The organism is Exiguobacterium abrahamii, from assembly GCF_015645365.1.
Lineage (GTDB): Bacteria > Bacillota > Bacilli > Exiguobacteriales > Exiguobacteriaceae > Exiguobacterium_A > Exiguobacterium_A abrahamii.
On record NZ_JADOYC010000004.1, the window covers coordinates 138,512 to 163,494 of the forward strand.

Annotated in this window: 25 protein-coding genes and 1 other annotated feature; of the genes, 18 read left to right on the forward strand and 7 right to left on the reverse strand. The window is 45.6% G+C overall.

Annotated elements, in window-relative coordinates; genetic code table 11:
• The first annotated feature begins 162 nt into the window (after positions 1-162).
• The 5 genes from ITJ88_RS12745 to ITJ88_RS12765 all read left to right on the forward strand — a co-directional run bounded on the left by ITJ88_RS12745 (position 163) and on the right by ITJ88_RS12765 (position 4,389).
• Positions 163-1,050: a carbohydrate ABC transporter permease gene (locus ITJ88_RS12745; RefSeq protein WP_195865909.1), complete on the forward strand. Its 888-nt coding sequence runs from the start codon at positions 163-165 to the stop codon at positions 1,048-1,050.
• Positions 1,047-1,934 carry a carbohydrate ABC transporter permease gene (locus ITJ88_RS12750; RefSeq protein WP_087682156.1) on the forward strand — a complete coding sequence of 296 codons (888 nt, stop codon included), beginning with the start codon at positions 1,047-1,049 and terminating at the stop codon, positions 1,932-1,934. Before ITJ88_RS12745 ends, ITJ88_RS12750 begins: the two co-directional genes overlap by 4 nt.
• Before the next feature lie 144 nt (positions 1,935-2,078).
• Positions 2,079-2,326, forward strand: a binding site (T-box leader).
• A gap of 66 nt (positions 2,327-2,392) precedes the next feature.
• Positions 2,393-3,367 (forward strand): aspartate--ammonia ligase, encoded by a 975-nt coding sequence (gene asnA, locus ITJ88_RS12755; protein WP_195865910.1) that lies wholly within the window; start codon positions 2,393-2,395, stop codon positions 3,365-3,367.
• Positions 3,368-3,536: 169 nt separating this feature from the next.
• Positions 3,537-3,758: a hypothetical protein gene (locus ITJ88_RS12760; protein ID WP_195865911.1), complete on the forward strand. Its 222-nt coding sequence runs from the start codon at positions 3,537-3,539 to the stop codon at positions 3,756-3,758.
• A 16-nt stretch (positions 3,759-3,774) separates the two neighbouring features.
• The gene (locus ITJ88_RS12765; RefSeq protein WP_195865912.1) at positions 3,775-4,389 is read left to right on the forward strand and encodes a DedA family protein; all 615 of its coding nucleotides are present in this window, start codon (positions 3,775-3,777) and stop codon (positions 4,387-4,389) included.
• A gap of 80 nt (positions 4,390-4,469) precedes the next feature.
• Here the strand turns inward: ITJ88_RS12765 and ITJ88_RS12770 are convergent, their stop codons facing one another.
• Positions 4,470-5,930 (reverse strand): potassium/proton antiporter, encoded by a 1,461-nt coding sequence (locus ITJ88_RS12770; RefSeq protein ID WP_195865913.1) that lies wholly within the window; start codon positions 5,928-5,930, stop codon positions 4,470-4,472.
• A gap of 188 nt (positions 5,931-6,118) precedes the next feature.
• Here ITJ88_RS12770 and ITJ88_RS12775 point away from each other — a divergent pair, with 188 nt between their 5' ends.
• Positions 6,119-7,399: an ABC transporter substrate-binding protein gene (locus tag ITJ88_RS12775; RefSeq protein WP_195865914.1), complete on the forward strand. Its 1,281-nt coding sequence runs from the start codon at positions 6,119-6,121 to the stop codon at positions 7,397-7,399.
• A 58-nt stretch (positions 7,400-7,457) separates the two neighbouring features.
• Here the strand turns inward: ITJ88_RS12775 and ITJ88_RS12780 are convergent, their stop codons facing one another.
• On the reverse strand, positions 7,458-8,750 hold the full coding sequence (locus ITJ88_RS12780) for an NCS2 family permease (protein WP_195865915.1): 1,293 nt from the start codon (positions 8,748-8,750) through the stop codon (positions 7,458-7,460).
• A gap of 197 nt (positions 8,751-8,947) precedes the next feature.
• Between ITJ88_RS12780 and ITJ88_RS12785 the strand changes: the two genes are divergently transcribed.
• The 11 genes from ITJ88_RS12785 (at position 8,948) to ITJ88_RS12835 (ending at position 19,858) form a co-directional block, all read left to right on the forward strand.
• Entirely contained in the window at positions 8,948-10,711 is a 1,764-nt protein-coding gene (locus ITJ88_RS12785) for a sensor histidine kinase (RefSeq protein WP_058704994.1), read from the forward strand.
• Positions 10,708-11,412: a response regulator transcription factor gene (locus ITJ88_RS12790; protein ID WP_023467243.1), complete on the forward strand. Its 705-nt coding sequence runs from the start codon at positions 10,708-10,710 to the stop codon at positions 11,410-11,412. The genes ITJ88_RS12785 and ITJ88_RS12790 overlap by 4 nt, the downstream gene beginning before the upstream one ends.
• A 24-nt stretch (positions 11,413-11,436) precedes the next feature.
• A complete protein-coding gene (gene deoD, locus ITJ88_RS12795; protein WP_023467244.1) occupies positions 11,437-12,144 on the forward strand; it encodes a purine-nucleoside phosphorylase in 708 nt (235 codons plus the stop codon).
• A 100-nt stretch (positions 12,145-12,244) separates the two neighbouring features.
• Positions 12,245-13,627, forward strand: a complete 1,383-nt coding sequence (locus tag ITJ88_RS12800) for an aldehyde dehydrogenase (RefSeq protein WP_195865916.1) — start codon at positions 12,245-12,247, stop codon at positions 13,625-13,627.
• A 62-nt stretch (positions 13,628-13,689) separates the two neighbouring features.
• Positions 13,690-14,859 (forward strand): CDP-glycerol glycerophosphotransferase family protein, encoded by a 1,170-nt coding sequence (locus tag ITJ88_RS12805; protein ID WP_195865955.1) that lies wholly within the window; start codon positions 13,690-13,692, stop codon positions 14,857-14,859.
• Between the two features lie 16 nt (positions 14,860-14,875).
• Positions 14,876-15,265 carry a glycerol-3-phosphate cytidylyltransferase gene (tagD, locus tag ITJ88_RS12810; RefSeq protein WP_050678243.1) on the forward strand — a complete coding sequence of 130 codons (390 nt, stop codon included), beginning with the start codon at positions 14,876-14,878 and terminating at the stop codon, positions 15,263-15,265.
• Positions 15,266-15,318: 53 nt separating this feature from the next.
• Positions 15,319-16,473, forward strand: coding sequence for a CDP-glycerol glycerophosphotransferase family protein (locus tag ITJ88_RS12815; protein WP_149426862.1), 1,155 nt, complete (start codon positions 15,319-15,321; stop codon positions 16,471-16,473).
• Positions 16,474-16,633: 160 nt separating this feature from the next.
• Positions 16,634-17,347 (forward strand): Crp/Fnr family transcriptional regulator, encoded by a 714-nt coding sequence (locus tag ITJ88_RS12820; protein ID WP_230088852.1) that lies wholly within the window; start codon positions 16,634-16,636, stop codon positions 17,345-17,347.
• 221 nt (positions 17,348-17,568) lie between these two features.
• Positions 17,569-17,682, forward strand: a complete 114-nt coding sequence (locus ITJ88_RS12825) for a hypothetical protein (RefSeq protein ID WP_023467253.1) — start codon at positions 17,569-17,571, stop codon at positions 17,680-17,682.
• 12 nt (positions 17,683-17,694) lie between these two features.
• A complete protein-coding gene (locus ITJ88_RS12830) occupies positions 17,695-18,165 on the forward strand; it encodes a cytochrome c oxidase subunit II (RefSeq protein WP_195865917.1) in 471 nt (156 codons plus the stop codon).
• Position 18,166: 1 nt separating this feature from the next.
• Positions 18,167-19,858, forward strand: a complete 1,692-nt coding sequence (locus ITJ88_RS12835) for a b(o/a)3-type cytochrome-c oxidase subunit 1 (RefSeq protein ID WP_023467255.1) — start codon at positions 18,167-18,169, stop codon at positions 19,856-19,858.
• A gap of 272 nt (positions 19,859-20,130) precedes the next feature.
• Here ITJ88_RS12835 and ITJ88_RS12840 read toward each other — a convergent pair whose 3' ends face one another.
• Genes ITJ88_RS12840 through ITJ88_RS12860 form a run of 5 tightly spaced genes read right to left on the reverse strand, consistent with a single transcriptional unit; the run spans position 20,131 to position 23,604 of the window.
• Positions 20,131-20,760: a response regulator gene (locus ITJ88_RS12840; protein WP_023467256.1), complete on the reverse strand. Its 630-nt coding sequence runs from the start codon at positions 20,758-20,760 to the stop codon at positions 20,131-20,133.
• Positions 20,757-21,782: a sensor histidine kinase gene (locus ITJ88_RS12845; protein ID WP_195865918.1), complete on the reverse strand. Its 1,026-nt coding sequence runs from the start codon at positions 21,780-21,782 to the stop codon at positions 20,757-20,759. The genes ITJ88_RS12840 and ITJ88_RS12845 overlap by 4 nt, the downstream gene beginning before the upstream one ends.
• Positions 21,779-22,498 (reverse strand): cell wall-active antibiotics response protein LiaF, encoded by a 720-nt coding sequence (liaF, locus tag ITJ88_RS12850; RefSeq protein ID WP_029340864.1) that lies wholly within the window; start codon positions 22,496-22,498, stop codon positions 21,779-21,781. Before liaF ends, ITJ88_RS12845 begins: the two co-directional genes overlap by 4 nt.
• A 59-nt stretch (positions 22,499-22,557) precedes the next feature.
• The gene (locus ITJ88_RS12855; protein WP_029340865.1) at positions 22,558-23,175 is read right to left on the reverse strand and encodes a PspA/IM30 family protein; all 618 of its coding nucleotides are present in this window, start codon (positions 23,173-23,175) and stop codon (positions 22,558-22,560) included.
• A gap of 51 nt (positions 23,176-23,226) precedes the next feature.
• Positions 23,227-23,604 carry a lmo0954 family membrane protein gene (locus ITJ88_RS12860; RefSeq protein WP_023467260.1) on the reverse strand — a complete coding sequence of 126 codons (378 nt, stop codon included), beginning with the start codon at positions 23,602-23,604 and terminating at the stop codon, positions 23,227-23,229.
• A 306-nt stretch (positions 23,605-23,910) separates the two neighbouring features.
• Between ITJ88_RS12860 and rsgA the strand changes: the two genes are divergently transcribed.
• Positions 23,911-24,927, forward strand: coding sequence for a ribosome small subunit-dependent GTPase A (rsgA, locus tag ITJ88_RS12865; RefSeq protein ID WP_195865957.1), 1,017 nt, complete (start codon positions 23,911-23,913; stop codon positions 24,925-24,927).
• Positions 24,928-24,983: the final 56 nt, after the last annotated feature.

Consider the following 24,983-nt stretch of genomic DNA (forward strand, 5'->3'; position numbering starts at 1 on the left):
TCGACTCCCTCTTTGATTGGATCTCTCTTTTTTCTAATAGTAGCGTATCTAGTGCGAACGCGCCAAAAGAAAACGTTCAATATTTTCCACCCAATGGGTCAAATGGTGACGTGTTCAAGTGCTAGAGAAAGACGTACTGTAGAGTGGAGGAGGGATGAAACAATGACATCTGGACAAAAGAAGTGGAAACGCGGTCTTGATTTTTGGCTCTTCGTCGGACCGGTCTTTCTTGTATTCGCAGTGATCGTGCTTGTACCGTTTTTCAATGGCGTCATGTATTCGTTCACGGATTGGAACGGTGTAACCGGAGAATTAAATTGGATCGGCTTTGATAACTATGTCCGTCTCTTTACGAATGACGAGCAGTTCCAGCAGTCATTTTGGTTGACGACGAAATATACGGTCGTTGCCGTCATCTTAACGAATGTCGTCGGTTTCATCTTGGCGTTTTTATTGACACAAAATATTCGCACGCGTAATTTCTTACGAACGATTTTCTTCATGCCGAACTTGATCGGTGGGTTGATCCTCGGGTTCGTTTGGCAGTTCATCTATGTCAAAGGCTTCGCATCGATTGGTGAATTGACAGGGTGGAGTATATTTGAACTTCCATGGTTAGGAGATGCCCGGACAGGATTCTGGGGTATCATCATCGTTTCGATTTGGCAAGGTGGCGGTTACATCATGGTCATCTATATCGCAGCTCTACAAAACGTGCCACAAGAGCTGATTGAAGCAGCAAAAATCGATGGTGCCAATCGTCTCTCGACGTTACGGAACATTACGTTGCCACTGATCATGCCGTCGGTCACGATCTGTTTGTTCTTGACGATTTCATGGTCCTTCAAGTTATTCGATACGAACTTATCCCTAACGAATGGTGGACCATTCAAATCGACCGAAATGCTTGCTTTAAACATTTATAAAGAATCGTTTACGAACAATAATCTTGGACTCGGGTCAGCGAAAGCGATCATCTTCTTCGTTGTTGTCGCCGCGATTACAGTCACTCAAGTCTATCTGACGAAAAAACGGGAGGTGGAAGCATGAGTACGGCACAACCGTTACCCACTCCGCAAGAGGAGAAACCGAAGCGCTCCAAAAAGACGAGAGGTCGTTATTCACTCCGTCTTGGAACAGTCGAGCTGGCAGCCTTATTGATGGGGCTTCTGTATATGATTCCGTTCTATTACGTCGTCTCGAATTCATTCAAGACGCAGGGAGATATCTTTACGAATACATCTGGCCTACCAAAGGAATGGATGACGTCCAACTATTCAGAAGCATGGGAAGCCATGAACTTCGGAAAAGTCTTTTTAAACTCCGTCATCATTACAGTAGGCGCTAACGCGGTCATCATCATCTTTTGTTCGATGGCAGCTTGGAAACTCGTCCGGACGAAAACACGCTTGTCGACGATCATCTTTTTCTTATTCGTTGCCGCGATGATCATTCCATTCCAGTCGATCATGATTCCCTTATCGAAACTGTCTGGTGATCTCGGATTGCAGAACAGTTATTGGGGATTGATTCTGATGTATCTTGGTTTTGGATCTGGATTATCAATCTTCTTATACCATGGATTCATGAAGTCGATTCCTGAAGAAATCGAGGAGGCAGCCATCATTGATGGTTGTTCACAGTGGGGTGTATTCTGGCGTATCGTGTTTCCATTACTCAAACCGATCACGGTCACGATCATCATCTTGAACACGCTTTGGATTTGGAACGATTTCCTACTGCCATCGCTGATGTTACGAGACGTCGATTTACGGACGATTCCACTTGCGACGTTCTATTTCTTCGGTCAGTATACGAAGCAGTGGGACTTAGCACTTGCCGGACTCGTCCTCGGGATCATTCCGTTATTGTTGTTCTTCTTTGCCTTGCAAAAACAGATCATTCAAGGAATTACGAGTGGATCCATCAAATAATTTTTGTAAGCGCGTTCTCGCTTCTGCGAGAACGTTTTTTTCATGTTTTACACGTCAGATTAATCTGACAACTTTTATTTTTTTTGAAAAAAAGTCTTTTCAAACACTTGCGACCTGTTGTACGATGTTCTCAATTCAATTGTAACAACGACGTTGAAGGGAAGAGTAACACCTTGTACGACCGTATAGCGAGCTGGGGATGGTGAGAGCCCAGTCGGAAGCAAGATGCGAAGAACCTCCCGGAGTCGCTACCCGAACCCGAATGTCAGTAGGCGTAGCCGGAGTTGCCTGTCCGTTATCATATGGCCGAAGATGAAGTGATTCGTCTTTTGAGTGAGCAACATCGTTGCTAACATGGGTGGTACCGCGGAACCGAGTCTTTCGTCCCATATTCTTGGGAAAGAAGGGCTCTTTTTTATGGCTTCTTTTTCAAAACACAATTGAGGAGGAACACCACCATGACAACACTCGTATCGATGAAACACACACAGGAAGCTATCACACTCGTAAAGAAACGCTTTGAAGAACGCTTTTCGACGACACTCGGATTGACACGTGTCGAAGCACCATTGTTCGTAGAAAGCACACTCGGTGTCAACGATCATCTCAACGGCGTAGAGCGAATCATTCGCTTCGATGCCTTGGATCACACAGCAGATCTTGAAATCGTTCAATCCCTTGCGAAGTGGAAGCGTCAAGCGCTTCATACGTACGGATTTGAAGCGGGAGAAGGATTGTACACGTTGATGCATGCGATTCGTCGCGATGAGATGCTGGATGCGACACATTCCATTCACGTCGATCAGTGGGACTGGGAACGAATCATTACGAAAGAACAACGGACGAGTGCTTATCTACAAGAAACGGTACAAGCGATCTACGCAACGATTCGCCAAGTCGAACAGGAAGTGGAAGCAGAGTACGGCATTTCAGCGATCTTGCCGGAAACGATTCATTTCATGACGACGCAAGAATTAGAAGATGCGTATCCAACACTTTCGACGAAAGAACGTGAAACAGAAGTCACGAAAGCATATGGTGCCGTTTTCCTCATGCAAATCGGTGGCGCACTGGCTTCAGGTGAGAAGCATGATGGTCGAGCGGCTGACTACGATGACTGGTCACTCAACGGTGACATTTTAGTACACCACCCAGAAATCGGAGCATTCGAATTGTCTTCAATGGGAATTCGCGTTGACCGTGAAGCGTTGTTGAAACAGACGGCGATTGCTCAAGAAGAGGATAAATTGGCATTCCCGTTCCATCAAGGTGTGCTCGAAGAGCGTCTACCGTTAACGATGGGTGGAGGAATCGGTCAATCCCGTATGGCGATGTTCTTATTGAAAAAACGTCACATCGGTGAAGTCCAAGCTTCTGTCTGGTCAGAAGAGACGCGTAAAAGTCTCCAAGCGGAAGGCATCCACTTGCTCTGACATATATATATAGTAAGAAAGCGTCAAAATAGGATGTTTTATAAAGCAAAGGGCGTGCTTCGATTCAGAAGCGTGCTCTTTTTTTAGGTTCGTACGACCTCAGGCGGAGGAAAGACGTGTCGATTCCTGATAGAATGGGGATAACAATAAATAAGAAAGAGGTGAAGACATGTCTTCTTTATTGATCGTAGGATTACTCATCCCTATTTTGTTCATTGCGTTTCTTTGGTTTAACATTAAGGGCTTACGGACGATGTGGCGGGATTATAAACAGACAGGCTCAATCGTTGCACTCGGTTTCTTCATTGTCGGGATTATCGGAATCTTCACAGGCGTCTGGACGACGTTAGTCGTCATCATTTATTATCTCCTCCGTCCAGCGAGAGGATGAACGGAGGGTTACTCGTATGTTGGAATGGTTGTTTTCAGCCGGAGAATCCAATCTCTGGCTGTTTTTAGGAATTATGATCGTTGGTCTTGGAACAGAATTGATTCCGGCAGAAGTGGGCTTACCGTTGCTCGGTCTATATGTGTCGAACGGAACGGTCAGTTGGACAACTGCTGTTCTGGTCGGTTTTTTAGGAAGTCTGATGGGCGCGACGGTCTTTTATCTTCTAGGTCGTTATGCAGGTCGTCCGATACTTATCCGGTACGGCAAATGGTTACTGATTAAAGAAAAAGAAATTGAGCAAGGGGAGCGCATCGTCGGGAAATATGGAACATGGTCTGCTTTGTTCGGACGCTTCTTCCCCGTCGTGCGCTCGGTCGTCTCGATTCCGTGTGGTTTGTTTAGTCTTTCGTTCAAACGCTATTTACTCGCTTCAAGTATTGGACTTTTTCCGGTTTCCTTCTTTTACATCTGGGTCGGTGAACGATTCGGAGTAGAACGTGCTGAATCCATGCTAAAAGGATTAGAACAGGAGTTATGGTGGATCTTAGGTGGAATCGTCGTGATTCTTGGTGGATACGTTCTCTACCGTCGTGCTAAAGCGAAGCGTAAAGAACAGAAGCAAGACGCTTAAACGAAACAACAAGATTCATGAATATGTAAAAAAACAACGCAGTGGATCTTCAGGATCCACTGCGTTGTTTCATGAACAGATCAAGCGGGAGGAAACAGAAATCGTTTCAGTGTCTTGATCCGATGTTTTGGAGTTAGCAGTAGTAACTGATCATTGCCTTCTAAGGCAGTGTCCCCACGTGGTGTAATGATTTGATCATCACGGATGATGGCCGTGATCAAAAATTCCTGAGGCAAATCGATTTCTGAGATCGTCGTTCCAATGAATGGATGGGACATTGGTAACGTCAATTCAATGATTTCCGCATTCGGTTTACCGATTGACATGAATTCAATGACGGTATGGATAGCAGAAGTCTGTGTTTCGTTCAGTCGTAACCGCTCGGAAAGGAACGTCAGCATACTTCCTTGAATTAGCGTTGATAATAAGACTGTGAAAAACACGATATTGAAGATCATCGATGCATTCTCGATATCCGCAACGAGAGGGTATGTCGCGAGAATGATTGGTACCGCTCCTTTTAGACCAGCAAAAGAAATGAAGACCTTCTCTTGCCACGAATAACGAAACGGAAGGAGACTCACCCAGACTGACAAAGGACGAGCGATGAAAATTAAGATCAGCGCCAACGCAATGGAAGACAGGATGACCTGGACATTGAGCAATTGTTTCGGAAAGACAAGCAGACCGAGCACGATGAACATTCCGATTTGGGCAAGGTGCGCCATACTCATCGTAAAACGAACGAGTGTCTGTCGGTAGACGAGTTCATGATTACTGATGTAGATCGCTGTGACATAAACGGCTAAAAATCCACTGGCATGGAACGTATCAGCTAAACCGAAAGACAGGAAAGCAAACGACATGAGCATGATCGGATAAAAGCTAGAAGAGGACAAATCGATTCGATTGATCAACGTCGAAGCTGCCCATCCGATGAACAAACCAATCAGAAGTCCCATCGCCATTTCCCAAACGAGTGATCCAAGTCCCGATAAGAGCGATGCTTCTTCAGGGTTTGTTACGAACTCAAGGAACAAGACAGTCAAAAAGACGGCCATCGGGTCATTCGTACCGGACTCGACTTCAAGTGTTGACCCGACTTTCCGTCGAATCGGCTGACCACTCAAGACAGAAAAGATAGCAGCGGCATCCGTCGAACCAACGATTGCCCCGAGTAAAAAAGCATTCGCCCAACTAAAGCCCAGAATATAATGGGAAGCAACGGCAACGATGGATGTAGCGATGAAGACCCCGAACGTCGCAAGCGAGAGGGAAGGGGCTAATTCATGACGCACTTCCTTCCAAACCGTTTGCAGACCACCCTCGAATAAGATGATGATGAGGGCGACGGTTCCAAGAAGCTGAGCCAGTTCTGCATCGTCAAAACGAATGAACCCCGTAATGTCGCTTCCGGCAATCATACCAAGGGCGATAAAAATCAGTAGAGCAGGAATATTCAGACGACTTGATAACTTCGTCGTCCAGACGGCGGCAAACAGCAATATACCAATCAATAAAATCGTGAGTTGCAAGGACATGGCATCAAACTCCTATTCATAAAAGAATCTCTAGTTTCATGATACAACAATTCCGATGAAAAGACTCGGATAACGATTGTTCAATATTTTCCACCACACCGGACAACTTTCTCTCTCTTCATTGCAAGCGTTTTCATTTATTGTGAAGATGTAGCACGAAATGAAACGAAATCAGGGAGGGAATCCGAATGCGTAAAAGAAGATGGGCAGCATTACCTGTCGTCACGACGGCGATGGTCGTCGCTTTGGCAGCATGTGGTGGCGGTACATTGAATAGCGATGACTCGAAAGATAGTGGTTCAAAAGACGGTAAGACGCTCAACGTATTCCAATTCAAGGCTGAAATCGCAAAAGACATGGAAAAGATGGCAAAAGCGTATGAAAAGGAAACCGGAACGAAAGTCGTTGTGCAAACAGTCGGTGGTGGATCGGACTATGGCGCGGCTCTGAAATCACAGTTCGCTTCAGGTAATGAACCAGATGTCTTTAACAACGGTGGCTTTACGGAAGCAAAGACATGGCAGGATAAGTTAGAAGATTTGTCAGATGAAAAGTGGGTCGGTGATTTAACGGATCTATCAAAAGAGCCAATGACGATTGATGGTAAATTGTATGGTATGCCAATGAACCTTGAGGGATATGGCTTTATCTACAATAAAGATATCTTCAAAAAAGCCGGTATCACGGAACTTCCAAAAACATTAACGGAATTGACGGAAGCTTCTAAGAAGCTGAAGGCAGACGGAGTGACGCCATTCTCGATTGGGTACGGGGAGTGGTGGATTCTCGGTAATCACCTGTTGAACATTCCGGTCGCACAGCAGGATGATCCAGATCAGTTCATCGCAGACTTGAATTCTGGAAAAGGAAAGTTCGAAGATAACAAACAGTTCAAGGATTTCATGAATCTATTTGATTTAACGATTGAGTACGGTAATAAAAATCCGTTAACGACGGATTACAACACACAAGTCTCTCAATTTGCTGAAGGTAAGACAGCGATGCTTCAACAAGGGAACTGGGCACAACAATTGATTACGGACGTCAATCCGGACATCAACATGGGCTTCATCCCGATGCCGATCAATGATGATAAAGAAAAAATGGACCGTCTTCCTGTCGGCGTACCAAACAACTGGGTCGTCAATAAGAACTCGAAGAACAAAGCAGAAGCGAAAAAATTCCTCGAGTGGATGGCGACGTCTGACACAGGAAAAGACTACATGGTCAATAAATTTAAATTCATCCCTGCCTTCAAATCAATCGAAGCGAAGGATCTAGGACCGCTTGCAGATGATATTCAAGCGTACTCGAAAGACGGAAAAACGATCTCATGGAACTGGTTCAAGTATCCGGATGGTGCTGTAAACGAGTTCGGAGCGATCATGCAAGCATATGTTGGTAAGCAAAAAACAGCTGACGAGATGCTGCAGGACTTCACGAAAACATGGGATAAAATGAAAAAATAAGAAGTGATTCAAAAAAAACATGCCTGTTCCGATTAACTGACGGAACAGGCATGTTTTTTTATGATAAGAAGAATAATTGGATGAAGAAGAGAAGCGCGAACACATAGATGAGTGGATGGACACGCTCTTTTTGGATAGCTTTCATGATTGGATAGACGATGAAACCGAATGCGATACCGGTTGCGATGCTACCGGATAATGGCATGATCAAGATGACGAGGAAAGCCGTGAAAGCTTCGCTGAAATCATCCCATGGAATCTGTTTGATGTTTTGAATCATGAAGGCACCGACTAAAATCAATGCTGGCGCAGTAATCGCAGGGACGCTCGAAATCGATTGAACGAACGGTCCAAAGACGGCAGATAATGCGAATAGAATCCCGACCGTCACGGATGTGAGTCCAGTCCGTCCACCAGCAGCAACACCCGCTGCAGATTCTACGTAAGCGGTTGTGGGACTTGTTCCGAACAATGAACCAGCGACCATCGCAGTCGAATCAGATAATAGGGCACGTTCGCTGTTTTTCAATGATCCATCTTCTTCAATCAATCCAGCCTGTTCTCCGACAGCGACCATCGTACCTGTCGTATCAAACATCGTCACGAGAACGAAGGAGAGGACACCGCTGAACAGACCGTATTGGAACACGTCTTGAATGGCGTTGAACGGATTCGTGATGATCAATCCTTCTGGTAACGTCGGTAACGCAACGAAGGAATCGGAAAACTTCAATTCACCTGTCAGGAATGCAATCAATCCAGAGAGGACCATGGCATACAAAATAGCACCTGGTACACGTTTGATCGTCAAGATAGCTGCAACTAATAGTCCGATGAGTGTGATCAATGCTTCTGGTGACGTCAATGCGCCAATCGTGACGAGTGTATCTTCACTAGCGACGAGAATTCCTGACATCTTCAGACCGAGTGAAGCAATGAAAAGACCGATTCCACCTGTGATCGCAAGCTTTAATGTCATCGGAATGATTTCAATCAGCTTCGTACGAATCGGTGAGAGTGATAACAATAAGAAAATGACACCGGCGACGAAGACAACTGAGAGTGCTGTCTGATATGGAATCTTTTCACCAACGACAAGTGTATAAGTAAAATACGCATTGAGTCCCATTCCGGGTGCGACTGCAATTGGTAGATTCGCATAAAGCCCCATCAGGAGCGTACCAATCAATGTCGCGATGATCGTCGCAGAAAATGCTTGGGCTTGGGGGATACCGGCATCTGCTAAAATCGTCGGATTGACGAGCAGAATATATGCCATCGTAATGAACGTCACGAATCCAGCTTGGATTTCACGTTTTACGGTTGTTTGATGTGCGGCAAGTTTAAACATGGGTAAAAGGACCACCTTCATAACAAATTGATTAAAAAACGAACATTGATGATATTATAGTAAAATTCATTCGGAATCAAGTCGAAATAAAAAAGAATTTTTTATAGGAATCATGAAAGAGAATATCAGGAAATGATGTAAGCGGATTCAAGGTTATGATACGATTGATTACAAGAAAAAGGATGGGGGCGCCTTTCATGAAAAGTATCCGGACACGTTTGATTCGTCTCGTCGTCCTGGCGATCTTGATTCCGACAGCCCTCGCGACATCGATCTCCTACTTGTATGTACGGCACCAAAACATTGAACAGGCAGAACGTTCTAGCCTGAACGTGTTGACGCGAGGAAATACACAGGTGACCCATTACATAGAGGATATCCGCCGTCTCTCGACAAGTCTGTATGCGAATCGTTCGTTGATGAACATCATGCGCGTTGGAGCAGATCAGGAATTAGACGAATCTGATGGAGTCGTTTCGCGGGCGATGTTAGGTCTGTTTTTATCACGTCAGGATATCGAGCAGTTACATTTCGTCATCTTAAATGGTTATTCGGAGTATTCGGTCTACAACATGAAAACGACGAGTCGGGGAACGTTTGATTGGATGCAAGAAACGGATTATTTTCGATTGATGAAACAAAAAAGTGGTTGGTTGATTGACGGAGCGCACACGATTGAACCATACAATGTGCACACGATGATTCTTGATGAGAAACAAGTCGTTAGTTTTCGCTATCGCATCGATCGTGTCGAAACAGATGAGCCACTCGGCTTCCTTTCAGTGGATATTCCAGTCCGTGTATTCGAACAACAGTTAAAACTGTTCGAGAATGATCCGGAAGAGTCGTTATGGTTGATGACAGAACAGCGTGTATTGGCACAGACTGGAGCAGAGATGGAACTACCGGTCGATCAATTCACTGGGCAGAGTGGGAGTTTACGTGTCGGAAAATCATTCATCGTCTACTCAAAAACGATGACGAATGGCGTTCCACTCATACTCGTCAAACGGATTCCGTATGCGTCAGTCATCCAAGGGGCGAACGAAACGGCATTGATTCTTGTTTTGATCGGTCTCGTCTCACTGTTCGTCATGATCATTGCCGCAAGTCTCGTTGCCATGCAGATCACGAAACCAATCAAACAGTTGACAGCAAACGTCTGGCGAGTCGAACAAGGGGATTTATCAGCACCATTCGTTGCGACGACGAATGACGAGATTGGATTACTCAACCGTCAGTTCCAACGCATGATTCAACGGATTGATCGTTTAATCAAACGGGAGTATCGACTGGCACTTGAAAACCGGACGAATGAGCTACGTGCATTACAATCTCAGCTCAATCCGCACTTCTTATTCAATGCCTTACAATCGATCGGAACGACGACGTTACAAGGGGATCGTAAGATCGCGTACCGCTCGATCACCGGATTATCACAAATGATGCGCTACTCGATGAATAATGAGCAGACGATCGTAACCCTAAAACAAGAAGTCGATCATCTTCAAGCGTACATTCGTTTGCAACAGCAACGTTTTCCGGAACGGTTCCGTTATATCGTTGACGTCCCGTGGCATCTCAATGACATTGAAGTGCCGAAGATGATCTTGCAACCGTTCGCTGAAAATTACTTCAAACACGGCTTTCGGCAGCAATTAGCAGCGACAGAAAACTATCTCGCCTACAAAGTACGGACGGATGGTGGACGTCTCATCATTCAAATCGAGAATAGCGGCGCCATTCTTGAAACAGGACGACTTGAAGAGATTGATAGAAAAATGCGCATGCATCGTAACCCAGAAGATCTCGAGACGAGCGGCATTGGTCTCCACAATATTTATGAACGGCTCTTGATTTTTTACGGGGAGCAAGCAAATATGACGCTCTCTTCTTCAGCGGTAGAGGGAGGATTCAAAATCGTGATTCGGATTCCATATGAGAAGGGGGACTTGGCATGAACGTGTTGATCGTAGACGATGAACGACATGTACGGGAAGCGGTCAAATTGCTCGGAGAATGGGACAGTTGGCAGGTCTCACATATTTACGAGGCGGAACATGGGGAAGAAGCGAAACGATTACTGGATACTGGAACGATCGATTTAATGCTGACAGATGTCGAAATGCCTGGACTCGACGGATTAACATTACTAGAATGGACAAAAAATCATCATCCAAAGGTCGTCACGATCGTGCTGACAGGGTATGATGATTATACGTATATGCGACGTGCCATTTTGCATCAATCCTTTGATTATTTATTGAAGCCGGTTGATCCAGATGTACTCAATGATGCCTTGTCCCGCGCGATGGAATGTATCCATCCGGTAGTGGAATCAGGAGAAGCGATTGATCAAATCGCCAAATACATCGAAACGCATTATGCGGAAGAATTGACACTGCAATTCATGAGCGAACGGTTTTACTTGAGCCGAGAGTATATATCACGACGCTTCAAACAGCGTTTTTCCGTTAACTTATCTGATTACATTCAAACGATTCGCTTGAATCGAGCGAAGGAATTATTGAGTGAGACGGAAGCGCGCATTTACGAAATCGCACTTGAAGTCGGATATCAGGACGATAAGTATTTTCGGAAAGTGTTCAAAAAACAATTCGGTATGACACCGAATGAGTTTCGTGAATTGTTGTCGATTTAAACGACTATCGAGGAGGAATCGTACATGAGTGTACACATTAATGCAGCTGAAGGACAAATCGCCGAAACGGTCTTACTCCCAGGAGATCCGTTACGTGCTAAATACATCGCTGAGACGTTTTTAGAGGACGTCGTCCTTTATAACGAAGTTCGAGGCATGTATGGCTTCACAGGTACTTATAAAGGGAAAAAAGTTTCGGTCCAAGGAACAGGTATGGGTGTACCATCGATGTCGATCTATGCGAACGAACTCGTTCAGTCATACGGTGCGAAGAACTTGATCCGTGTCGGAACTGCCGGTGGGATCACGCCAGACGTTAAAGTTCGTGACGTCGTCATCGCGATGAGTGCTTCGCATGACATGGCACAGAACCGTGTCCGTTTTAATGGACTAGATTACGCACCGACAGCCTCTTTTGATCTGCTGCATAAAGCATATACAGCAGCTAAAGAACAAGGTATCGATGCAAAAGTCGGTCAAATCTTCACGACGGATCAGTTCTATCAAGATGATTTCCATCACTTCAAAAAATGGGCGGATTTCGGATGTCTCGCAATCGAGATGGAAGCGGCAGGTCTTTACACACTTGCAGCAAAACATAAAGTAAACGCACTGACGATCCTGACGATTTCAGATCATCTGTTGACAGGTGAAGAAACGACATCGGAAGAGCGCCAGACGACATTCAACGATATGATGAAAGTCGCGCTTGAGACAGCGATTCAATTATAAGAAGTAAGACGGAGAAGCCTCTCCGTCTTTTTTCATAGTCGAAAAGAGATATGGTAAGATAAAGGCAGTGTTATAGATCAGTTAAAGGGGAGATTCTCGGATGGAGACAACGATGACAGAGACAGTGCTTTCAGAGCGCATTGAGACACAGCGTCACTTTTTCCAAACAGGTGCAACACGTAGTCTAGCTTTTCGCTTAAGCATGCTGACGTTCTTACGCCAAGCGATTGAAACGCATGAAGCGGCGATCTATGAGGCATTAAAACAAGATCTCAATAAAGGACAGCATGATGCTTTTACGACGGAAATCGGTTTCGTTTATGGAGAGATTCAACGGATGGAGCGACAACTCCGTCGACTGGCACGCCCGAAGCGTGTCGCAACACCGCTTCTGCATATCGGCTCAAAAAGTGAAATCCAGTATGAACCCTATGGCAACGTTCTTGTCATCGCGCCATGGAACTATCCTTTCCAGCTGGCACTTGCTCCGGTCATTGGTGCGATTGCAGCGGGGAATACGGTCGTCCTTAAACCATCCGAGCTGACACCGAATGTCTCTCGTGTATTACGAGAAGTTTTTGAAACGGCATTCCATGAACGATTCGGAATCGTCATAGAAGGAGATGCTGAAGTCAGTAGCGCTTTATTAAACGAACGCTTTGATTATATCTTCTTTACGGGTTCCACACGCGTCGGAAAAATCGTGCATCAAGCTGCAGCGAAGCATTTGACACCGGTCACACTTGAACTGGGTGGTAAATCACCGACAATCGTTCACAAGGATGCGGATCTTCGTCTAGCAGCGAAGCGGATCGCATGGGGAAAATGGCTGAATGCCGGACAGACATGTATCGCCCCGGATTACGTATTGATTCATGAGGACGTTAAAGAACGTTTCTTGCAGTTGATTGAAGAAGAAGCCTTCAAACAGTACGGGAATGGCGTCGGCGTCTCATCCTACGTCAAAATCGTATCGGACGATCATCTGAATCGCCTCAGCAGTTACTTGTCGCAAGGGACGATCGAATTCGGTGGACAAGTCGATCCGGAAACGCGTAAGATGGCGCCGACCGTCATGACGAATGTAGCGGTGGATGCTCCAGTGATGCAAGACGAAATCTTCGGACCGATCCTGCCGGTGTTGACCTACCGTGAAATCGAAGAGGTCATCGCGTTCGTCAATGATCGTGACAAACCGCTTGCACTTTATCTGTTCACAGAGAACAAAGCCGTCGAACATCGTATCCTTGAACGGATTTCATTCGGTGGCGGATGTGTCAATGACACATTGATGCACGTCGCACAGCATCATCTACCATTTGGTGGAGTCGGGGCGAGTGGCATGGGTGGATATCATGGCAAGTATAGTTTCGAGACGTTCAGCCATCGTAAAGGAATCGTCAAAAACACGACGGCGTTCGATTTACCTTTCCGCTACATGCGAACAAATAGCAATTCCAAATGGATGCGCTTTTTGTTATGATGAGCTGTGATTAATTGACTTAAGAAGGAGCTCTTCACTTGAAAGATCAAGTAAAACAGTGGATGAAACGAACAGGCTTGATTGAACGCAGTCTGCGAACCATCATGAAAGTCTTTACGTGGTTGCCACAAAAATCAAATCGAGTCCTTTTCGAGAGTTTTCTCGGAAAGCAATATAGTGACAGTCCGCGTGCCATCTACGAATTGATGCGTACGATGCATCCGGAATGTGAGTTGATTTTTAGTAAACAACGAGGTGTTACGTTTCCACGAGACGTCAAGACGGTAGATCGGTTGACGTTTCGCTGGATTTATTTGCTCGCGACGTCACGGGTCTGGGTATCAAATAGTCGGTTACCGGGTTGGTTGATCAAACCGAAAAAAACGTATTATCTCCAAACATGGCACGGCACACCGCTCAAAAAGCTCGCGCTTGATATGGATGATGTCCAAATGGCGAATACGACGACGGAGCGGTACAAGCAAGGATTTAAGGAAGAGACTGCAAAATGGTCCGGCTTAATTTCCCCGAATGCCTACTCTAGTTCAATCTTTCGGCGAGCATTTGCTTTTGAAGGTGAAATGCTAGAAATTGGATACCCTCGAAATGATATATTTTATCAAGAGGCACGGCATGCTAAAATCAAAGAAACGGTTTATCGCCACTATGAGATTGATTCTTCGAAAAAAGTCTTGCTGTATGCACCTACTTGGCGAGATAATGCGTTCGAAGGTCAAGGGAAATATTCATTTGAGCTGCCCTTTTCGTTAGAGGAATTTGAAAAGCGATTCGGGGATGAATATGTCTTGCTTATTCGAATGCACTATTTAGTCGGAAGTCGTCTCGACGTCACTGCTTATCCATCCGTTCGAAATGCATCGGACTACCCGGATATCGCGGAGCTCTATATGGCGTCAGACGCTTTGATCACGGATTATTCTTCTGTCATGTTCGATTTTGCGCATTTATCGCGTCCGATTTTATTCTATACGTATGACTTAGAACATTATCGCGATCAGTTGCGCGGATTTTACTTCGATTTTGAACAGGAGGCACCGGGACCATTATTATCCACTGAGACAGCACTATTTGAAGAATTGAATCAGTTGGATGATTGGCACACACGGTATGCGTCAGCATTCCGAGCGTTCCAAGAGACGTATTGTCAATGGGATGATGGGCAGGCTTCAGAACGGGCGATGAAGACGATCATAAAGAGAATTTACGGATAAAAGGGAGAGCAAAACCATGAAGAAGGTTATTACGTACGGAACATTTGATTTATTGCACTGGGGTCATATCAACATCTTGAAACGCGCAAAAGAGATGGGCGATTACCTCATCGTCGCGATTTCGACAGACGAATTCAATCGTTTAAAACATAAACAGTCTTACCATAACTTTGAGAATCGGAAGATGATCCTTGAAGCTATCCGTTATGTGGATGAAGTTATTCCAGAAAACAGCTGGGATCAAAAAGTAGAAGACGTGAAAAAACATGATGTTGATCTCTTCGTCATGGGTGACGACTGGAAAGGCGAGTTCGACTTCTTGAAAGAGCACTGTGAAGTCGTTTACCTCAGTCGGACTGAAGGCATCTCTACAAGCCAGATTAAAACGGAATTAGCTTCGAAGTGATTGAAGAGGAGACCACACGATCGACGTGCGGTCTTTCTTCGTAGAAGGGCAGGATGAAAGTGGTTAGAGAAGGTATCGTATGGGTCTATTTATTGTTGTTTCGTATTTGTTATGGTGTCTTTCGATGGCTACCGCTTCGACCAGTCACTTTGTTTTGGATGACGTATGGTGATAACGCAAAACCTGTTAATGATCGCTTAGCGCAGGAATTGCCAAGTGAGAAACGGTATCTGGTATATGATCATCATTTCATGAAGCAGCCGGATCTGTGGAAGTCAGATCGGACTCTTCGCTTTCGTCGTTTACGATTCGTTCGGTTGGCGTATTTGCTTGCGACCTCCCGGACGGTCTTCGTCGATAATTATGTCGCAGAATTCAGTGTCGCAACAACGCGACGAGGAACACGACGTATCCAGCTATGGCATGCGGCAGGAACATTAAAGCAGTTTGGACTGACCTCCTCCAAAAGTCTGTTCGTATCAGAACGAGTACGAAATCGTTTTCGACGTGTTTATCAGGAATATGGTGATTTCATCGTGCCAGGGATGCGCTGTGCGACACAGTTCATGGCACCACACGACTTAAAACGGTCCCACTTTAAACCATTCGGCATGCCACGAACGGACTATTGGTTTGATGAGAAGCAACGAAAGCAGAAAACACTGGAATTAAGAAAACAATATGTAAAGACTGATCGTCGGATCTTATTGTATGCACCGACATACCGGGAATACAAAGGAACAGAAGATCATACGATTCAACAGTTCGAACAACTTGCTCAAGCGGGATGGACGATTCTCGTTAAATTACATCCAACGATTCGGTCTCTTTCTACCTATCGTTCTAGCCATATCCATCTTTTGGACGATACGTATCAGATCAATGATTACTTGCTAATCACAGATGTGCTCGTAACTGATTATTCTTCCATTCCATTTGAAAGCTGTCTCCTCAACATTCCGGCGTTCTTGTATACACCGGATATCGACACATACCGACAACTACCAGGGCTCGTGGATCAGTATCCGAAACCGCTACCTGTCCGCCAGACAGAACGGATGGAGCAGTTGATGGAGTGGATCACGTCTGATGTGATACTTGAAGAATGTCGTCAACACATGCAGAAGTTCCAACAGAACTGGTATGATCAGACGCCGGGGCAAGCAGTCAATCGAATTGTTCATCATTACTATGATATAAATCCATGACATCACTCCTGACGATTCCTTTTGTATTCTTAAAAGTAGTCGTCAGGTTATTTTAAAAATAATAATGTGAAATGTTGAACAAAGTTTGACAATCTTTTGAAAATCCATTCTTTTCGACTGTGATGTTCTATACTAAAAGCAGAAGAAGAGGAGAGGAGAAATGGATATGCTAACTTGTGGAACGACTGAAGCCAATACGTTCGTCTTATCACCCGAAACGCGAACGTTGCTTGAGAGCTTCATGACAGAAACGACGTTCAAAAAGGATTCCATTGTCTGTTGGGAAGGGGAAATGAACGATAAGTTGTTTTATGTGAAACAAGGAGGCGTCAAACTATCGAAGTTGACGAAAAAAGGCAGTTCATTACTCATGTTTTTATATTTTAAAGGAGATTTGTTTGGCGAATTTGATGTAGGAGAAGCTTTTCCGAGTTCCTACAGTATTGAAACGATGGAAGATAGCATCATCGGATTCTTATCGAAAAACCAATTAGAAGAGCTTATGAAAAAAGATGGTGCCTTTGCGCTTGAGATCATGCGATGGCAAGCATTAATGCGGAAGCAAACGGAAACGAAATTACGTGACTTACTACTGTTTGGAAAACCAGGGGCATTAGCTTCGACGTTACTTCGCTTGATTGCGATGGAAGGGGAACAAGTGGGAGAAACGTATCGTCTTGCGAAGCGACCATCCGACGGTGAATTTGGTCAATTGATTGGTGCACCACGTGAGACCGTTAATCGTATGTTTTCTCAGTGGAAAAAAGAAGGGGTCATTTCGATGACTGCAAAAGAAATCATCATTCACGATCCGCAATATCTACGGGATCTGTGTCATTGTGAAGGATGTCCAGCAGGTGTTTGTCGAATTTAATAAGATGTACGAATCATCCCGACGCGAAACAGGACTTTCCTGTCTCGCGTTGTTTTTGTGTATAGAAGTTTTTTCTACGCTTACTTAGATGTGAATTTTCTGTGTGTTTTCGAAATAAAAAGTGCGGAATTTTCATATTTAAAGTGATATTTATCACAGTTTCCAGACTTGCTGAATTCTTACAATAAAGACAAGTTCAGAGTAGGAAAGGAGTAATCACGATGAGTCAAAAGACAGAATCGAACCTAAAAGGAACATTCGTTGCCGTCCTGATCGTAGCAGGTGTCATCATCGGGATGTGGAGTTCAATCTTTCTATTGTTCATATCACGTTAAGGGGGAGTCACGATGCACATTCATCGTTTAGAAAAAATTTGGCTGATCTTCGGAGTAGCGATGCTAGCGGTCTTCTTGACCATCATCGGTGTATCCGCTTTTGCATCGGGCAATCAACCACCATCCGATGCGACATTGATTGATCCGACGAAAGTCGATCAGACGAAACCGTTTGATAAACCAGGACTAAAAAAGATTGATGATGACCGATACGAAGCGGTCATCGTTTCACAAGCTTTTCAGTTTACACCAAAAGATATGATCATACCTAAAGGGGCGACAGTCGATTTTCTCGTGACATCGAAGGACGTCGTTCATGGATTTGAAATCGTTAAGACGAACGTCAACATGATGGTCGTTCCCGGTCATATTAATTCGATTGAGTATACGTTCAAGGAAGCAGGCGAATATCTCGTCGTCTGTAATGAATATTGTGGTAATGCCCATCATATGATGGCAACGAAAATCAAGGTGGTGGAATAAGATGAATGCTATATCAAATAAACTAAGACAGTTCGAGATGGAGCGTGGTCTACCCGCTACCGTCATCGGAGTCAAGGAAGCGAAACTGGCCTTTGCACATGTTAGTTTTTCACTTGTCGCCTTATTGATCGGTGGTCTATGTGGATTACTACAAACGATGGTACGGACAGGTGCCATTCCAGAAATCGCTGGAATCGGATACTATGAGCTTCTGACTGCTCACGGATTGATGCTTGCAATCGTCTTTACGACGTTATTCATTTTCGGATTATTGTTCTCATTTTTAGGTCAATCGTTCGGACGCTTCGAAGAGTTTCCGCGACGTCTCGGATGGGTCGGGTTCTGGTTCATGATTCTTGGTGTCGTCCTCGTCACGTGGATGGTGCTTGCAGGTGAAGCTTCCGTCCTCTATACGTTCTATGCACCACTCAAGGCACATCCTGTATTTTATATCGGACTCGTCATCTTCGTCGTCGGAACGTGGATCGCGTCTGGTGCCATGTTCCGAATGTATGCTGATTATAAGCGGGAACACCCTGGCGTTCATCCACCACTTCAAGCCTACATGAGCATCATGACTGCCTTGTTATGGGTGGTTGCGACACTCGGCGTAGCAGCAACGATTCTCTTTCAGTTACTTCCTTTATCCCTCGGTTGGACGGATAAGGTCGGAATCGAGCTATCCCGGACGCTATTTTGGTACTTTGGTCATCCACTCGTCTATTTTTGGTTATTACCTGCTTATATCGTTTGGTATACGGTCATTCCGAAAATCGTTGGTGGGAAGATTTTTTCTGACGCGTTAGCACGCATGTCGTTCTTGTTATTCCTACTCTTTTCATTCCCTGTTGGTTTTCACCATCAATTGTTAGAGCCGGGGATTTCTGCATTTTGGAAGTATGTCCAAGTCGTCTTGACATTCCTCGTCATCATTCCATCATTGATGACTGCCTTCTCGATGTTTGCGACTTTTGAGCTAGCAGGTCGCCGGAAGGGAGCAACTGGCATATTTGGTTGGGTGAAGAAAATGCCATATCGCGACGTCCGTTTCCTTGCACCGTTCATCGGGATGTTATTCTTCATTCCAGCAGGTGCAGGTGGTGTCATTAATGCATCGCATCAGCTGAACATCATCGTTCACAACACATTGTGGGTCACGGGACACTTTCATATCACGGTCGGTGCCGCCGTCGCACTAACGTTCTTCGGAACAGCCTACTGGCTTGTCCCGCTCTTACGTGGTCGAACGTTAACAGCAGCAATGAATCGTCTTGGACTTATTCAAACGGCTGCCTGGACGATTGGAATGCTATTCATGTCGACTGCGATGCACATCTCAGGATTACTCGGTAATCCACGACGGACGGGACCAGCCACCTACTTCAAGGATTCAATCGTCGCTGACTGGATTCCATATCATGTCGCAATGGCGATCGGCGGAACGATTTTATTCATCTCGATTCTGCTATTCCTCTATGCGATGTTCCAACTTGCCTTCCGAGCGCCAAAAGGAACGGAAGAATTTCCGATTGCTGAAACGGAAGAAGAGGCGATGGCAACGCCACTCTTCTTTGAAAATTGGAAGCTATGGATTTTCGTGACGTTCGCTTTGATTGCGTTTGCGTACACGGTGCCGATTTGGCATATGATTGAAAATGCCCCTCCAGGAGCTCCCGGATGGAGACTCTGGTAAGGCAATAAGAGGCTTCAAAAAAGAATGACGCGTCTGTTCACGACCTTTCCTCAGGCGAGACACAAGCCAGTTTTCCTGCTTCATTTAAGCGGGAAAGCGGGTCTTGTTCGTCTCTGACAACGCATAAAAGCGTTTTTTCCTGTAGGAGAGCGTGTGACGCGTCATTCTTTTTATTACGAGGTAAGGGAGGCAGATCATCAATCTGCCTCCCTTATCTTTGTAGAGACTGACTTTTGCGTGAGCTTAAGGAATAAGTAATGAAGGGCTAAATCTTATTTGACGAGATTATGCTTGAAGGCATAGACGACAGCTTGTGTACGGTCTACGACATCGAGTTTCGATAAGATGTTCGAGACGTGTGTCTTAACGGTTTTTAAGGAAATGAATAATTCGTCTGCGATTTCTTGGTTCGCCATACCACGAGCCATCAATTGAAGAACTTCCTGCTCACGTTCCGTCAAATCATCATGTAAGTGTGTCGTAGGACGACGAAGACGTTCCATCATTTTACCAGTCACTTGTGCTGCCATGACGGATTGACCGTTTGCCGTCTTGCGAATCGCTTCTGCGATGTCAAAGGCGCTAGCCGTTTTTAAGACATAACTCATCGCACCGGCTTCAATGACAGGATAGACTTTCTCATCATCAAGAAAACTCGTCACGACGAGAATCTTTGCTTCCGGCCAGTCTTTACGGATCAGTCGCGTTCCTTCGACGCCATCGACTGGCTCCATCACTAAATCCATCAAGATGACATCCGGTCGGTGTTCAAGCGCAAGCAGTGCTCCTGCTTGACCATCCGACGCTTCGGCGACGACCTCGATGTCTGGTTGTGTGGAAAGGAAAGCAGACACACCGGCCCGGACCATCTCGTGATCATCTACTAATAATACGCGTATCATGCTTGCACCATCCGATCTTTTCTAAGTTTGACTTCGATTTGGGTTCCTTGTCCCGGAACGCTGACGAGACGAATCGTTCCGCCCATCTCAGCCGTTCGTTCCCGCATCGAATTAATGCCATAAGAGGCAAGTTTTTTTTCATCAACGACGAATCCAACACCATCATCATTCATGCTCAGAATGATCGTTTCGTTGAATTGTCGGAGTTCGATATCCATATGAGACGCTTTCGCGTGACGTAATGCATTCGTCAATCCTTCTTGGACGATTCGGAATAACTCGTTTTCAATTTGTCGTGGAAGTGACATCTCTTCTAACTTCCAACTCAATTGTGTGGACTGCTTTCTAGATAATTCTTCGAGCAGTTGCGAAAGTCCTTGTTGTAACGTCATTCCTTCGAGTTCGACAGGGCGAAGCTGAAGTAAAAGGGAGCGCATTTCAGATTGCGCCGTTTGCGCCATCGTCTCGACCATCTCAATCTGTTTGGCAGCAGCTTCAGGTTGAGACAGAATCGTCTGTTTAGCTGCTGTCGTCATCATCGAGATAGCATAGAGCTGTTGTGAAACGGAGTCGTGTAAATCACGTGCGAGTCGCTTTCGTTCTTCCGTGACGGCTTGAACTCTTACTTGTTCAACGTGTTGCGGACGTGTACTGATTTTTTGGACGGTCTCGACTTGTTCGTCGATACGTTTTCCAATCCGCGACAAGCGCGTCAACGTATGAAAGTAGGGACCCGGAACGATCGTCACATCTTTTCCTTGCTCGAGTTCAATGATGGCAGTCGTGACACGTTTGAAGTCACGTCGCAAGAAAAAGTAATGCATGCTACCGATGGCAAGCGGTAGTAATAACGAGAGTCCGATGACGAGTAGAAGGACAGGGAAATCTTGTTGACGGACGAATAGGACATGCCAATCGACTTGTCGTGTACTTAAGAATAACAACGTCGTCATGACGGCAGTCAAAAAGCCCGTCATGACTTGGAGTGCAATGACACCAAGCGGGAATTGATCACGCTTCATATCGAAGACACCTCCACGTTGCCAATACCGAGCATGACATGAATGCGAACCTTCCGCGTCGCTTCACCGTATTCCGGTGCCCGGAATTGAATGCGTCGATTAAAGAAGGTCGGAATCCGGCGGATGTCCGTCTTGACGCTTCCGAAGCCGATTGATGTGTCGAGTGTATAGTCGTAGCCGGACGGTAAAAGAATTCGGACGTCCCCGACGACACCACTGACGACGATCAAGGTCTCACCTTCCGGGACGTAAGCATGCGTCAAATCGATTTCTAAATCCTTGACGATGAACTGTTCACTCAAATCCTGTAAGACGTACGGTGCATCGGCTTGAGTCGAGAAGGAGTAAGCGGGTTGAATCTTGATCCCTTCCTCTTCATATTGATGCGGAGCAATCCGTGAGAATAAAAATTCGCGGACAGAATGTCGTGTCACGAGAATGATCCCAAGATAGAGCAAGATACCAGCAATGACAAAACCGATGGCAGCCGAACTAAGGACGACGCCAGCAAGAATGATCGTACCGACGATGTAAAAGAGGATTGCTAATTTTTCATGATTACGTCGTCGGAAATGAATCCCGACATAATACAGCAGGAACGGAAATAAGACACCAAACAAGACATTTCCTGCACCGGACAATAGGTCATAGAACAGACCGAGGGCGAACAGGATCGATACGTAACCGACCAGTTGTTTCGTACTTAATCGTCGCACGATCAATCTCCTTTCTAACATGACAAAGGGAGGCATACGCCTCCTTCATCATTAATTGCTTATTGGTGAATGCGGCGTTCGAGTTCAGCGATACGCGCATCGATATCATCTTCATCAACGGCTGGTTGTTTTGCTTCAGGCTCTTCCGCCGTGAACGGATGTGCTTCTTCTTTTATAGTAGCATTTGGTTCGCGATCTAGCACCTGGTTCATCTTGTTTTTTAAGTTCGAGACGTTTTCGCGCATCATCCATTCGTACCGTTTGTTTTGTAGATCTTCGAGCTTCAACTTCAACTCGAGGGCTTCACGTTCCAATTCATTCAGCTCGCGTTTCGTCTCAGCGACGAGTTCTTCGAAGAAGCGGTATTGCTCCCCATAATGCTTCGATTCGATGGCTGCGCGCTCAGCCAGTTGTTGTTCACCGGCTTCGTTTGCGATTTCGACTTGCTTGAAGCGTTTATCTGCTAAATCCTTCGCTTCTTCTTGTTTATGCGTTAATTCTTGCAGTAATGTCCGTTGACGCTCGAGAAGTCGATCAATCTCTTTTAAATCAGCTTCTGTAGATCGAATATGACGAACGAGCTTTTTAGCAGGTACTTCACCCTGTTCGGCTGCTTTTTTGACTTCTGTCATCATTTGTGTCGCAAAATCGTTAAGTTGATCAAATACGTTTTTCATGAAAAAATTCCTCCTTGGAAGTGGCGAATGATATCGGGTCACACATTTTGATTAGAAACGTTTTTCGTCTAAGTCTTTCCAGTCTGCTTCGAAATGTGTCGTTGATGTACGGCGACGGTTAAAGAGATCTTGAACATTGACACGCTGTAGTTTCATACGCATGTAACCGACGTACAATGCGATGGCTGCTGCGATTCCGATGACTGCCCAGATGTTCGAGAGGGCAAGTCCGATTCCGATGGCTGCTAGGAATCCGAAGCCGAGTTTCGCTGGCCATTTGTTCGACTGCATGAACTTACTGATCGAATAGAACGCGAGTAACGCCCCTAAACCAAGTCCGATCATATGCGGTAATGTTCCGATGACGACGGCAAGTAACGCCAGTCCGGCGAGAATCATCACCAGTTGTTTTCCTTTCGATTGCTTCATGAGGAAGCCTCCCTTGTGTTGATACCTTTATGATACGGGAGTCCTTCTATTCCTACGACACTCTTTGGACCGTATTTGCTCTCGGGCTTAAGGCGGAGAGAAGGTCTGACTTTGAGGGAAGCGCTATCAGCACCAATGATTCATGTGATACTCTATAAGGGAATCGAATCGAGAGGAGTGATGTTGATGAGTGCCACAATCAACGTAAACCAAGTAACATGTGTCGGAAACCAGGGAGGGGTTTCCCTCCCTTAAATCAGAGGAGGAAACCATTTGAACGAATGGGGTACACCACCTGTCTACGAAATGACAGGAACAGAACGATTAGGACGGATTACAGCCGTCTATCAAACACATTATCGCGTCATGACGGAAACAGGAGAATCGCTGAGCGAACTGTCTGGTAAATTGCGTTTTCAATCGGGAACGAAAGCTGAATTGCCAGCGGTTGGTGACTGGATCATCCAAACAGAGCGAGAGCCAGGCAAAGGACGAATCGAACGTGTCTTACCACGATCTTCTCAATTTTCCCGAAAAGCGGCAGGAACGGAGACTGAGGAACAAATCATCTGTGCGAATGTCGACGTTGCCTTGCTCGTCATGGCTTTTGGACATGACTTCAACGTCCGTCGACTGGAACGTTATTTAACGGTTGCTTGGGATGCAGGGGTGACACCAATCATCGTCCTGACGAAAAAAAGTCTGATGCCGTCGATTGAAACGGAACTGCAGGCTGTCGAAGCGATCGCGTTCGGAACACCAATCCTTGCCGTTGATTCTTTGACCGGCGACGGATTAGAGGAGTTGCGTGAACAGTTACAAATCAAGCAGACGATCGTGTTAGTCGGATCGTCCGGCGTTGGGAAGTCGACGCTCGTCAATGCTTTAGCTGGAGAACAGTTAATGGAGACGGGTGGCGTACGAGAAGACGATGAACGTGGACGTCACACGACGACGCATCGCGAACTGAAACGACTATCGAACGGTCTACTGCTCGTTGATACACCGGGGATGCGAGAATTGGCCTTATGGGATGGAAGTGACGGTTTATCGTCGACGTTTTCCGATATTGAGGAGCTTGCTGAAAACTGTCGTTTCCGAGACTGTGAACATGATAAGGAACCGGGCTGTGCCGTTCGGAAAGCTTTAGAAGATGGCACACTAACTGCTGAGCGCTGGAATAGCTTCGTCAAGCTAAAACGAGAAATCGCTTATGCGGAACGCAAGCAAAATGTGGCGTTGCAGGCGGCGGAGAAAGAAAAGTGGAAAAAAATCCACAAGCAGACCCAAGCGCATACGAAAGTGAAGTATCAAAAGCGATAATACGACTGAAATATAAAAAGCATCTGCAACGGAAAAAGGAGTCTCTTTTTCTATGC